Annotated in this window: 11 protein-coding genes; 7 read left to right on the top strand and 4 right to left on the bottom strand. The window is 71.8% G+C overall.

What is annotated here, in order from left to right:
• Window position 1: 1 nt before the first annotated feature.
• From JYK02_RS01870 to JYK02_RS01860, 3 genes are all read left to right on the top strand, one after another.
• Window positions 2-949, top strand: coding sequence for a Ppx/GppA phosphatase family protein (locus JYK02_RS01870; RefSeq protein ID WP_207048132.1), 948 nt, complete (start codon window positions 2-4; stop codon window positions 947-949).
• Entirely contained in the window at window positions 946-2,226 is a 1,281-nt protein-coding gene (locus tag JYK02_RS01865) for a spinster family MFS transporter (RefSeq protein ID WP_207048131.1), read from the top strand. Before JYK02_RS01870 ends, JYK02_RS01865 begins: the two co-directional genes overlap by 4 nt.
• Before the next feature lie 85 nt (window positions 2,227-2,311).
• Window positions 2,312-3,163, top strand: coding sequence for an AraC family transcriptional regulator (locus tag JYK02_RS01860; protein WP_207048130.1), 852 nt, complete (start codon window positions 2,312-2,314; stop codon window positions 3,161-3,163).
• 3 nt (window positions 3,164-3,166) lie between these two features.
• Here JYK02_RS01860 and JYK02_RS01855 read toward each other — a convergent pair whose 3' ends face one another.
• Together JYK02_RS01855 and JYK02_RS01850 are read right to left on the bottom strand one after the other, a co-directional pair.
• Entirely contained in the window at window positions 3,167-4,120 is a 954-nt protein-coding gene (locus JYK02_RS01855; protein ID WP_207048129.1) for an NAD(P)/FAD-dependent oxidoreductase, read from the bottom strand.
• A gap of 111 nt (window positions 4,121-4,231) precedes the next feature.
• Window positions 4,232-5,563, bottom strand: coding sequence for a 1-acyl-sn-glycerol-3-phosphate acyltransferase (locus JYK02_RS01850; RefSeq protein WP_207048128.1), 1,332 nt, complete (start codon window positions 5,561-5,563; stop codon window positions 4,232-4,234).
• 216 nt (window positions 5,564-5,779) lie between these two features.
• Between JYK02_RS01850 and JYK02_RS01845 the strand changes: the two genes are divergently transcribed.
• Window positions 5,780-7,705 carry a S8 family serine peptidase gene (locus JYK02_RS01845; protein WP_207048127.1) on the top strand — a complete coding sequence of 642 codons (1,926 nt, stop codon included), beginning with the start codon at window positions 5,780-5,782 and terminating at the stop codon, window positions 7,703-7,705.
• An 83-nt stretch (window positions 7,706-7,788) separates the two neighbouring features.
• Here the strand turns inward: JYK02_RS01845 and JYK02_RS01840 are convergent, their stop codons facing one another.
• A complete protein-coding gene (locus tag JYK02_RS01840) occupies window positions 7,789-8,562 on the bottom strand; it encodes an anti-sigma factor family protein (RefSeq protein WP_207048126.1) in 774 nt (257 codons plus the stop codon).
• The gene (locus JYK02_RS01835) at window positions 8,559-9,188 is read right to left on the bottom strand and encodes an RNA polymerase sigma factor (protein ID WP_207048125.1); all 630 of its coding nucleotides are present in this window, start codon (window positions 9,186-9,188) and stop codon (window positions 8,559-8,561) included. The genes JYK02_RS01840 and JYK02_RS01835 overlap by 4 nt, the downstream gene beginning before the upstream one ends.
• Before the next feature lie 129 nt (window positions 9,189-9,317).
• Between JYK02_RS01835 and JYK02_RS01830 the strand changes: the two genes are divergently transcribed.
• From JYK02_RS01830 to JYK02_RS01820, 3 genes are read left to right on the top strand one after another with little or no spacing between them, the layout of a single operon-like run.
• Complete coding sequence (locus JYK02_RS01830) at window positions 9,318-10,571, top strand: hypothetical protein (protein WP_207048124.1); 1,254 nt, start codon at window positions 9,318-9,320, stop codon at window positions 10,569-10,571.
• The gene (locus JYK02_RS01825) at window positions 10,568-11,320 is read left to right on the top strand and encodes a hypothetical protein (protein WP_207048123.1); all 753 of its coding nucleotides are present in this window, start codon (window positions 10,568-10,570) and stop codon (window positions 11,318-11,320) included. The genes JYK02_RS01830 and JYK02_RS01825 overlap by 4 nt, the downstream gene beginning before the upstream one ends.
• Entirely contained in the window at window positions 11,317-12,414 is a 1,098-nt protein-coding gene (locus tag JYK02_RS01820; protein WP_207048122.1) for an Ig domain-containing protein, read from the top strand. Before JYK02_RS01825 ends, JYK02_RS01820 begins: the two co-directional genes overlap by 4 nt.
• Window positions 12,415-12,417 lie beyond the last annotated feature (3 nt).

Here is a 12,417-nt window from a genome sequence, read left to right as displayed (position 1 = left end):
CATGCCGCGCTACGCCTCCATCGACATCGGGACCAACTCCGTGCTGCTGCTCGTCGCGGACCGCCAGCCGGACGGGCGCTTCGAGGCCGTGGTGGAGCGCGCCGAAATCACCCGCCTGGGCCGGGGCGTGGACACCAGCCGCGTCCTCTCCTCCGACGGCATGGAGGCCACGCTGTCCGTGCTGGTGGCCTTCGCCAACGAGGCCCGCGAGCTGGGCGCGGAAGCCATCGCCGTGTCCGCCACCAGCGCCGCGCGCGACGCGAAGAACGGCGCGGACTTCATCGCCGCCGCGAAGGACCGCGCGGGCGTGACGGTGGAGATCATCCCCGGGGAGATGGAGGCGCAGCTGTCCTTCGCCGCCGTGGCCCAGGACTTCGGGAGCGAGGCCGCGGGCCCGCTGCTCGTGGTGGACATTGGCGGCGGGTCCACGGAGTTCATCTACGGCAGCGACGCCGGCACGGTGGCCTTCCGCCACAGCTTCGACGTGGGCGCCGTGCGGCTCACGGAGCGCTACGTGCGCACCGACCCGCTGTCCCCCGACGAGCGCGGCGCCATCGAGGCGCACCTGCGCGACACCTTCTCCGCCCTGCCCCCGCCGCCTCCGGGCGCGATGCTGGTGGGCGTAGCCGGCACGGTGACGACGCTGTACGCCGTGCAGCACCAGATGGCCACCTACGACGCGGAAGCGGTCCATGGCGGCACGCTGTCCCGGGGCGAGCTGGACGCGCTCACGGACCGGCTGTGCGCCCTGCCCCTGGACGCGCGGCGGGCGCTGCCCGGCCTCCAGCCCAAGCGCGCGGACGTCATCCCCGCGGGCGCCCTCATCCTGCGGGAAGCGGTGAAGGCGCTGCGCCTGGATGCGGTCCGCGTGAGCGACCGCGGCCTGCGCTGGGGCCTCCTGGCACACCGCTTCGGCTCGGCCTCCGGCTCCGGCTCTTCTCGCTCATGAACGCCTCCACCCCCGTCGCTCCGTCCAGCGCGCGTGCCACGCAGTCCGTGCGCGCGGGCTACGCGCTGTTCATCCTCACGCTGATCAACCTGGTCAACTACCTTGACCGGTACATCATCGCCGTCGCGCTGCCGGAGATTCAGAAGGACTTCGGCATCAACGACGCGCAGTCCGGACTGCTGGGCACCGTCTTCATCATCGTGTTCATGCTGGCGTCGCCCCTGGGCGGCTTTTTGGGGGACCGCATCCCCCGCCGGCTGCTGGTGGCGGGCGGCGTCATCCTCTGGAGCCTGGCCACGGGGGCCAGCGGCCTTGCGTCCAGCTTCACGGCGCTGCTGCTGGCGCGCGCGGTGATTGGCATTGGCGAGGCGGGCTATGGCGCGGTGGCGCCGTCCATCATCTCCGACCTGTACCCGCGCGAGCAGCGCACGCGGATGCTGTCGTACTTCTACATCGCCATCCCGGTGGGCTCCGCCATGGGCTACGGCCTGGGCGGCTGGCTGACGCAGACGTATTCGTGGCACGCGGCGTTCTTCGCGGGCGGCGTGCCGGGGCTCTTGCTGGGCACCATGGCCTTCTTCATGCCGGAGCCGCAGCGCGGCGCCATGGACGGGCCGGACGCGGCGGTGAAGCTGCCGTTCATGGAGGGCTTGAAGGGGCTGGGCCGCAACATGGCCTTCTGGGCCACGACGGCGGGCTACACGCTGATGACGTTCTCCATTGGCGGCCTGGCGTTCTGGATGCCCACGTACCTGGTGCGCGAGCGGCACCTGTGGCTGGAGCACCCGGGCCGCGTGGGCCTGGTGTTCGGCGCCATCACGGCGGTGGCGGGCCTCACCGGCACCGTGGCCGGCGGCTGGCTGGGCGACAAGATGGACCGCAAGCGCGCGGGCGGCGGACTGTGGCTGTCCGGCGTGGGCCTGCTGCTGGCGGCGCCGTGCATGTACCTGGCGGTGAACATCCAGGACACGACGCTGACGTTCGCGGCCATTGGCGTGGCGCAGTTCCTCATCTTCCTCAACAGCGGCCCCATCAACGCGGCCATCGTCAACTGCGTGCCGCCCGCGTTCCGCGCCTTCGCCATGGGCCTCAACGTGCTGTGCATCCACATGCTGGGCGACGCCATCTCCCCCACGCTCATCGGGCAGATCGCCGACATGGCCAGCCTCCACACCGCCATCGCCATCAACGCGGTGCCGGTGCTGCTGGGCGGCCTGGCGCTCCTCGTGGGCGCGAAGCTGTTCCGGGAGGCCACGCCCCGCACGCAGGCGGGCTGAAACGCCCGGGCCCGGAATGCATCCGAGCCCCATCCGGTTGGGCGAGCAGGTTCACTGCTCGCCAGGGAAGGAAGCGGAGGCGCCCATGGCTGTCGTGCATTCCCAGGCGGTCCACGTGTGGGAGCGGCCGTCGAGCACCCTGGTCGTCGCCTGTGGCCATGCCCAGCAGGCCCCCTCTCATCACGCCGCCTCGCATCCCCAGGCCGTGCTGGCCCTCTACACGGGCGGGCGGGCGGTCATCGACCAGCGCACCCGGCTGACGGTGTCCGCGGGCGACGTCATGCTCATCCCCGCTGGGGAGCGGCACCGAACGGTGTCGGCTGACGGGGCGGAGGTGTGGGGGCTCGGGTTCCATCCGTCCGCCTTCACGCAGACGGAGGTGGCGCCGCTGCTGGAGCCCTTCGAACGCGTGCGCCAGGGCGCGTCCGCCGTCGTGCCGATTCCCTCCGGGCGCCAGGAGCACCTGCTGCGCCTGCTGTCGGAGCTGCACACGGAGACGCGCGCGCCCCACCGTGCGATGGGGGAACAGGTGACGCGCAGCCTGTTCTCGCTGGTGCTCGCGGAGGTGGCCCGCTCCAGCTCGTGGGCGCCCGTGGAGTCGCGGGCGCCGCTCGCCGGTGAAGCGCTCACGTTCATCGAGCGCCACTGCCTCAAGCCCATCTCGTTGCGCGAGGTGGCCGCCGCCGTGGGCCGCTCGCCCGCGCACGTCACCACCGCGGTGAAGCAGGCCACGGGCCGCAGCGTGGTGGAGTGGATCATCTCCGGCCGGATGGCGGAGGCGCGGCGGCGCCTGATGTCCACGGACGAGCGCGTGGACATCATCGCGGAGCGCGTGGGCTACGCGGACCCCACGCACTTCATCCGCCTGTTCCGTCGCACGGAGGGGCTCACGCCCGCCGCGTGGCGCAAGCAGCACCGCGAGCCCTCCGCGCACTGAGGCTCAGTGCGCCTTCTGCCGCGAGGGCGCGGGCTTCCCCGTCACCTCCGTGTAGCGGCGGTCCGCGTCCTCCAGGATGAGCGCGTGGTTCATCATCGCCGCGGCGATGGTGCCCGCGCTGGCGGCGGCGATGGCGGCCTGCATCGGCGTCGTCATGTCGCCCACCGCGACGATGCCCGGCACGGACGTCTCACCCGTGGGGTTCACTTTCACGTAGCCCAGGTCGTCCAGCTCCAGCCCCAGCCGCGTCACCAGCTCATGCTGCCGCTGCGGCGGCGCGGAGAACATGATGCTCCGGGCGATGCGCGTCCCGTCCTCCAGTTCCACCTCCGACAGGCGCCCGTTCTTGCCGTGCAGCGCGCGGATCTTCCGTTCCTCCAGCGGGATGCCCAGGGCCTGGAGTTTTTCACGCTGCTCCGGCGGCACCTCGAAGGCGCCGTGGGTGAAGACGATGAGGTCCCGGGACCAGTTCTGGATGATGGGCGCGCCGTCCAGGTACTGCGGGTTCTTCGCCAGCATGGCGAAGGGTTGGTCCTGGACCTCCCAGCCGTGACAGTAGGGACACTGGAAGATGCTGGGCCCCCACAGCTCCTTGTAGCCGGGAATGTCCATCATCACGTCCACCACGCCCATCGCCAGCAGAAGGCGCCGGGCGTCCACCGAGGTGCCGTCACCCAGTGCCACGCGGAAGCCGCCCGCGTGCTTCTCCACGGATCCCACGCGCGTGTCGCGCACCTCCACATTGGGATAGGCCTTCAACTGCTCGCGGCTGATGCGCCGGAACTCCGGCGGCGGGATGCCGTCGCGCGAACCGAAGCCGTGCATGTGCTCCGCCGCCGCGTTGCGCGGCGTGCCCGCGTCGCAGAGCAGCACCCGCTTGCGCCCACGTCCCAGATACAGCGCCGCGTTGAGCCCGCCGGGGCCGCCTCCCACGATGACCACGTCGTATGCCGCCATTGCCCTGCTCCTCATGCCAGTGCCGTTGATTCCCTTCCGGAAACCTAACGACGGGCCCGGGGCCGGCAGGAGGGCGGGACTTTCGGTGGCATCGGCGGATCTTCGGATCCGCTACCGGGCGACGGGCGCAGCACCGGGCGCGTCGAGCTTCGGCCGGTACTCTTCCGCCAGCCGCTCCACCTCGCTCGCCAGCCGCTCCCCTTCCGTGAGCAGCCGGGCCTTCAGCCGCTTCCGGTTGCCCAGCGTGAAGAAGAGCTCCAGGTCGTGGCGGATTTCGTCCCAGCGCTCCGCGAACGACAGCGTGAACAGCGCCAGCGGCGGAATCAGCACGAAGGTCCCCAGCCCCCACGCCCACCCGCCCCACACCGCCGCGACCGCCGTGAGCCCCCACCACCAGACGACGGACACCACCACCGCGGTGAGGAACTTCACCGTGGCCTGCACGTCCAGCTCCGCGCGCCGCGCCGCCATCCGGGGCAGCGGATACGGAATGCAGAACAGCGCCAGCCCCAGCGCGAACAGCGGCAGCCCGAACACCAGCCGCAGGAGCGTCTTCACCGCGAAGGGCACCACGTTGCCCGGGCGGTACTCCACGGACAGCTCCTCCGGCCGCGAGGCCTGCACCAGCGCCATCCGGTGGCCGAACGAGGACAGGTGCTGCCGCAGGCGCTCGTAGCGCTCCGGCTCCTGCGTCCGGAACAGCCGCACCCCGCGCGCCCACAGCCGCAGCCGCTCCGCGTCCAGCGTGCCGCCCTGGCGGAAGGCGTAGAGCTGCTCCGCCACCTGCACCACCGGCAGGTCCTCCCACTGCTCCAGGTTCAGCGTCACCGCGCGCAGGCCCTCCGCCACCCGCTCCGTCAGCGCTCGCACCGCGTCCTGCTCCGCCGCCGCGTCCTTCGGCAGGAAGGCCGTCACGTCGATGGGCGCGCCCTGCTCGATGAGCACCTCGCTGCGGAAGAGGTTCTTCTCCGCGTAGGTGAGCCCCACCGGGACGATGCGCACCGGGGCACCCTCGCGCGCGGCGTTGAGCGCGATGCGCGCCGCGCCCGTCTTCAGCTCCGCCAGCTCCGGCTCCGAGTGGCTCTTGCCCTCCGGAAAGATGGTGATGGCCCGCCCCTGCACGAGCGCGCCCTTCGCCGCCTCCAGCGTGCCCTCGTTGCGGCCCATCTGCGTCGGGTCATCCTGCTTGCGGTACACCGGCAGCGCGTCCAGCCCCTTCAAGAGCCAGCCGATGACGGGCAGCTTGAACAGCGGCGCCTTGGCCATGAACGTCACCTGGCGCCGCGTGAGGATGAACACCAGCGCCGGGTCGATGAGCCCGTTCGGATGGTTGCCCACGAAGAGCACCGGCCCCGAGGGCGCTTCACCCGGGGCATTCACCCTCACCCGGTAGAAGAGCCGCAGCGCCAGCGCCACCACCGCCCGCACACACGCGTAGAACACAGCGCGGACTGTATCCCGGCGCCCCACCCCGGGCCCGTCCACGCTCCGGACACTGTCACCGCCAGGGGCCGGAAAGACCCTCTTCCCCGACAGCCCTCCGGATTCAGCCACTACAGAACAATCCGGTGAGACCGCGATCCATGCGGGCGCGTCCGCGTCACCCCTTTTTTGCGCGCGGACCTTGGAAAGCCGCCGCACACCTCGGGGGAACACCACATGAAGCGTTTGATGTCGCTGGGTTGGGCCGCCGCCACCGCCGCCGTCCTGGGCTGTGGCGCGAGCGCCTCGCAGGAGGAGGGCTCGAAGCCGGAGGCGCGGCCCGCCGTCACGTCGGCCTCGCGGTCCATCGTCACTGCGGCGGCCACGACTCCCAGTGCCTGCAACGCGCTCTATGCGTCCAGCGCGGCGCAGGCGGCGCTCAGCCAGGCGGTGGTGGATCCGGCGCTGCACACGGACGGCTCCGTGCGCACGCTCATCCTCTCCTTCAACACCGCGAACGCGACGGGCGGGGTGCTGAACCTGGACGCCGTCCTGGGCGGCCTGACGCGGACGCTGGGCGGAGTGACGCAGGGGCTGGGCCTGGGCAACGTGCTGGCGCTCAAGTCGCTGCCCATGGTGGCGCTGAAGGCCCCGGTGACGCCGCAGCTCATCACCCAGCTGCGCCAGGAGTTGCAGCCGCTGGGCCTGCTCTCCATCTACGAGGACAAGCCGCTCCAGTACTTCCTGGACACCAGCGTGCCGTACATCCACGCGGACACCGCGCGCACCGTGTACGGGACGACGGGCGCGGGCATCGGCGTGGGCGTCATCGACTCCGGCCTGGACGGCACGCACGGCGACTTCCCCAACGTGGCGCGCAACGTGAAGGTCGTCGCGTCCCCGCTGGATGTCGGCGTGGGCGGCGCGCTGTACATCGACACGCCGAACAGCGACCTGACCAGCGGCCACGGCACGCACTGCGCCAGCATCATCGCCGGCTCGGGTGCGCGCTCGGGCGGCAGGCACCAGGGCGTGGCCCCTGGCGCGAAGCTGCTGGGCGTGGGCACCGGTGACGCGCTGAGCATCCTGTTCGCGCTGGAGGGCTTCGCCTTCCTGATGGACCCCGACGTCCGCGAAGCGCACAACGTGCGCGTCATCTCCAACTCGTGGGGCACCAGCGGCAGCCACTTCGCGCCGTTCGACCCCATCTCCATCGCGACGAAGCGAGCCTACGACCTGGGCATGGTGGTGGTGTTCGCCGCGGGCAACGAGGGCTCCGACCCGGACACGCTGAATCCCTACAGCGCCTCGCCGTGCGCCATCTCCGTCGCGGCCGGCACGTCGCGCGACACCACGGCGGCCATCAACCCGCTGCTCAGCCAGGACACGCCGGGCGAGCTGGCGGGCTTCTCCAGCCGCGGCATCCCGGGCGACGAGTTCCACCACCCGGACATTACGCTGCCCGGCGTGAACATCGTGGCGGCGCGCGCGCTCACCGGCACCATCATGCAGCCGTACCTGGGCCTGGACCTCCTTCACCCGGAGCCGTTCTACGCGGCCAGCTCCGGCACCTCGATGGCCGCGCCGCACATGTCTGGCGTCGCCGCGCTGCTCCTGGAGGTGAACCCCGCACTCAACATGGACGGCGTGCTCGCGGCGGTGCAGGCCACGGCGCGGCCCATGTACGCGACGGACGCGGCGGGCAACACGCGCCAGTTGGAGACGTGGGAGGTGGGCGCGGGCTACGCGGACGTCTACGCGGCGACGAAGCTGGTGAATGACGCCGTGGGCACCCGCTACACCACGCAGACCACCGCCCTTCCCAGCTGGACGGGCACGGTGAAGACGAGCATCAACCTCCCGGTGGTGGACCTGTCCCTGCGCGCCGCGCAGCACGAACACCCGCTGGTGGTGCCCTCGGGCGCCAACGCCCTGCGCATCCGGACGGACTGGGGCAACCCTGCCTACGACCTGGACCTGTATGTCTATGGCCCCAACGGGGAGCTCGTCGCGACCAGCGCCGAGGGCACCTCCACCGGTGAGGCCGTCACCATCACGAACCCTCCCGCCGGCACCTGGCGCGTTCAGCTCAAGGGCTTCCTGAACGTGTCCACGCAGTACACCGGCACCGCGGAAGTGGACCGCCGCGTCCCGCGTCCGTAGTCACTCACGGACCCCACAAGGCACGGCAGTCCCCGCCCCCCTCCTGTGCTCGCACGGGAGGGGGGTTGTTCGTTTGAAACCGCTCAGCGGGGCGTGAGCGTGACCTGCGTGTCCGCGACGGTGCGGCCCTGCGCGTCCGTGAAGCGCGCGTGCACCGGCACGGGGCCCGTCAGCCACCCGCCCTGCACGGGCGTGCTGAAGGGCAGCGGGACGTCCACGCCCGCGGCGACCTCCGGGGCCGCGCCCTCACTGGGGAAGAAGCGCAGCGGCTCCCCGCCGGACCGGGGCAGCCCCTCCAGCGACAGGCGCACGCGCTCCGGCGCGGTGTAGCTGAACTGCACCGCGTTGCCCTCCGCGCACGTCAGCGTCCCACCGGGCCGGGCCTCCGCCAGCACCGTGCCCGTGGGCGCGATGCAGAAGGCGCGCACGCCCCAGGCCCCGACGCCTGGCGCGGAGGAGCGCGCCTGCCACTCCGGCGCGCCCTGCTCCGGACGCTCCAGCGAAGGCGCCACCACCACCAGCGCCACGGCCGCCGCGGCGGCGCCCAGCGACAGGGGCATGAGGAGCGGGGACGCGAACCACTTCTTGCGCTCCGGTGCCACCACGGCCCGAGCCGGGGCCGGTTGCAGCCTCGCGAACAGCGCCTGCTCCAGCAGCGCGCTCCGGGCCTGGGGCAGCGCGCGCTGCTCCATCACCGACTCCACGCGCGACAGCCGCGTGTACGTCTGCTGACAGGCGGGGCACGTGGCCAGGTGCGCGCGCAGGCGCTCGAAGCCGTCCGCGTCCAGCCCGTCACGGCCCTTCTCGAAGAGGGCGGCCATGGCCTGCTTCGCCCGGCGGTCGTCACATCCACTCATCGCGTACCCCGCCGTCTGAAGAAGCTCCAGCCCTGCGTCTCCAGGTCCTCGAGGTACCCCTTCGACTGGAGGAACCCCAGCAGCCTGGACTTCAACCCGAACTCGCGCCGCCGCACCTGGATGCGCGTGAGGCCCAGCGCCGTGGCCGCCTCTTCCTGGGCCACGCCCTCGGCGAAGCGCAGCTCGAACAGCCGGTGCTCCTCGCGCGACAGCCCATCCTTGAACGCCGCGAGCAGCGCCTCCACCTCGCGGTCCTCCAGCAGCTCCGCCAGTCCGCCGTCCTCGGGAGAGGACTCGGTGAGTCCCTCGAAGGCTTCGTCCCGGCCCACCATCTCGCGCTCGCGCGACTGCTCCAGCAGCACGTTGCGCGCGATGCCCATCAGGAAGTGGGCATAGGGGCGCGTGCCGTTGTACGCGGCGCGGGTGCGCGGCTCGAAGGCGCGAGCGAAGGTCTCCAGCAGCGTGTTCTCCAACTCCATCGCGTTCCTCAGGCGGGTGAAGGCTCCCCGCCATGCGGCCGCCTTGAGCAGGCGAGCGAGCGGCTCCGCGTGCGCGCGATACACGTCCGCCAGCACCTCCGGGGTGCCTTCGCGAAAACGGCGCAGCGTGTCGTCATCCCACTCCATCCCTCAGGGGCTTACCGCGTCCGTCGCGGTTCCGTCATCCGTATGTTGTCGCGAGCGGCCTGCGGTGGATTGTCGGTTGCGCCCCGTGGCATTCTTTCCCACAGCGCACCGCGCAATCCCCTGATGCGAATGCCCTCTCACAGGCCGCTGGCCCTGGGTGTCTTGCTCCTGGCCGGAAGCGCTGCGAGCGCCGCGCCGGAGCAGGTGCACTACGCCCTCATCGTGGCCAGCAACACGGGCACCGAGCCGTCCCAGGCCCCCCTGCGCTACGCGGACGACGACGGCGCCCGGTACTACGAGCTGTTCGCGCCCCGCTCGCGGGAGGTGGTGCTGCTGAGCGTGCTGGACCCGGACACGCAGGCCCTGCACCCGGGGCTCGCCGCGAAGACGCGGCCTCCCACGCGCGCCGCGCTGATGGACGCGCTCGCCCGGCTGAACGGCCGCATGGCGGAGGACCGGGCGAAGGGCGCGGTGCCGGTGCTGTCCTTCGTCTTCGTGGGCCACGGCAAGCGCGGCGCCGCGGGTGAAGGGTCGGTGAGCCTGCTGGACGGGCCGCTGACGCGCACGGAGCTGTACTCGCGGGTGCTGGCGCCGAGCAAGGCGTCGTTCCTCCAGCTCATCGTGGACGCGTGTGACTCGTACTTCTTCGTCCACTCGCGCGGCGCGCTGCCGGTGGGTCCCGCGTACGCGGACGCGGTGAAGGGGCTTTTGGGCAACCGCGAGCTGGAGCGCTTCCCGCAGGTGGGCGTGGTGCTGTCCACGTCGTCGGAGCAGGAGAGCCACGAGTGGAGCGCCATCCGCTCCGGCGTCTTCAGCCACATGGTGCGCTCGGCGCTGTCGGGCGCGGGCGACGTGAACGGGGACGGCAAGGTGGACTACGCGGAGCTGCGGGCCTTCGTGGCCGCCGCGAGCCAGGGCATCGACGACGTGCGGGGCCAGTCGCGCGTGTACATCCAGCCGCCCGCGCTGGACCGGACGTTCGCGCTGACGAACCTGGCCGACGCCGCGTCGCTGGGCTACCTGCTGGTGCCCACGGGCGTGGCGGGCCGGCTGTGGGTGGAGGACGCGCGAGGCATCCGCGTGGTGGAGCTGCACAAGGAGCGCGAGCGTCCGCTGGTGGTGTCGCTGCCCGTGAGGCGTGGCTACTACCTGCGGGCCAACGGCCGTGAAGCGTCGTTCTCCATCACCCGGGCGTCGGAGGTGGTGGACGCGGGCGGCCTGCGCTGGAGCGACTCCAGCGTGGCGGCCCGGGGCGCGGTGGAGGACGCGCTGCGCTTCAAGCTCTTCTCCGTGCCGTTCGGACCGCGCTTCTACCGGGGCTACATGGCGAGCCTCGGCGTCACTCCGCCGTCGGACGAGGCCGACGCGCTCCTGGTGCCATGAGCCTCCCCGCGTCCCTGCTGTTCATGCTGCTGCGGGTGTCCGCGCCATGCGACGCGCAGACGCGCGTGGTGCTCGTGCCCTTCGAGAGACTGGCCCTGCCGTCCGAGGACGCGCGCGAGCTGGAGGACGCCACGCGGCGCGCGGTGGCCGCGTTGCCAGACGCATGCCTGGAGTCGCGCGAGGACACGGTGGCGAGGCTGCGCGGTGCCGGCGCGGCGCTGGCGACGTGCAGCGACGCGGAGTGCCGGAGCACGCAGGCCACGGCGCTGGGCGTGCGCAGGCTGGTGCGAGGGGTGGCGCTGGGCGTGGGAGGCAAGCGCAGCGTCGCGCTGACGGTGACGGACGCGCAGGGCTCGGAGACGCGAGCGCAGTTCGAGGCACCGGCGACGGCACCGGGCGAAGCGGACGCGCGCGCGACCCACGCGCTCCAGCAGGTCTGGTCGCCGCTGGTGACGGCGCGCGCGGTGCGGCAGCCCCAGGGTTCGCGAGTGCTGCCCAAGGTGCTGTGGGGTGCGGGCGGCGCGGCGCTCATCGCGGGCGTGGGCTTCGGGCTGGCGGCGCGAAGCACGGAGTCGAAGGTGTCGACGAACGGCGGCGAGTGCGCCACGGCCGGGCAGGCCTTCGCGGACTGCTTCGCGTCGAGGCTCGACGCGGGCCGGCGTCAGGCGCGCACGTCCAACGTGCTGCTGGGTGTGGGCGCGTTGCTGGGCATCGGAGGCGCGGTGTCCTTCATCTGGGAGCTGCCATGAGGAAGCTGCTCGCCGCGCTGACCGGTGCCGTTGTCCTGGTGGTGGGGGCGTGCACGTTCGTGCCGGACCTGTCCCGCTTCGCCGCGTGCGACCCCGCCGGTGGCTGCCCTTCCGGAACCTCGTGTCTTGCCGCGGAGAACCGCTGTCTGCCGGCATGTGGCGAAGGTGGGCCTTGCGATGACGGACCCGCGCCCGTGGATGACGCGGGCACGGAGCAGGATGCCGGCGTGGAGGTGGACGCGGGCAGCGTGGACTCTGGCGTGGCGGACGCGGGCGAACCGGATCCGGGCACTCCCGCGCTCGCGCTGGAGCCCAGCCTGCCGGACGCCATCGAGGGCGCTTCCTACTCCGCTCGGATCCAGGCCCGGGGCGGCACGCCACCGTACGCGTTCACCGCCACCAGCGACTTGCCCGAGGGCATCTCGATCGATAGCGCGGGCCACGTCATCGGCAAGCCCCCGCGCGCGGGGAACCTGTCACTCCCCATGGAGGTGACGGACAGCGGCAATCCGCGGAAGCGCGCCAGAGGCAACCTGACCCTGTACGCCCGTCCGCTGCTGCGGATCGCGGGGCCGGAGCCGCTGGCGGACGCCGCCAGCAATCGCGACTATACCGAGCGCATCTCCGCCACCGGCGGCAAGGGCCCGTACAGCTTCGCCCTCGCGCCGGAGCAGTCGCTGCCGTCGGGACTGACGCTCGCGGCGGACGGCACCATCACCGGGACCACGACGCAGGCCGGGAAGACGTCGTTCATGGTGGTCGTGACGGACAGTGACACGCCCCCCCAGTCCGTCACCGGCACGCTCTCCATCACCCTCACGAACGCCACCGGCAACGTCAAGCTGTTGTCGCGCGCGGTGCCCACCGGACGCGTGGGCTCCGACTACAGCTACACCCTCCAGACGACCGGTGGCTCCGGCTCGTTGTTCAGCTGGAGCGTGAAGGACGGAGCGCTGCCGCCGGGCATCCTCTTCGACACGAAGGAGGGTGTCCTCTACGGCAAGCCCACGAGCGGGACCGACTTCACCTTCGAAATCAGCGTCGTGGACCTGCTCGCCAACGACAAGCAGTCCTACAGCCTGCACGTCGACTGACGG

The sequence above is a fragment of the Corallococcus macrosporus genome (genome assembly GCF_017302985.1).
GTDB classification, from domain to species: domain Bacteria; phylum Myxococcota; class Myxococcia; order Myxococcales; family Myxococcaceae; genus Corallococcus; species Corallococcus macrosporus_A.
Note: the sequence above shows the minus strand (reverse complement) of the source record. Positions and strands in the feature narration are given on the sequence as shown.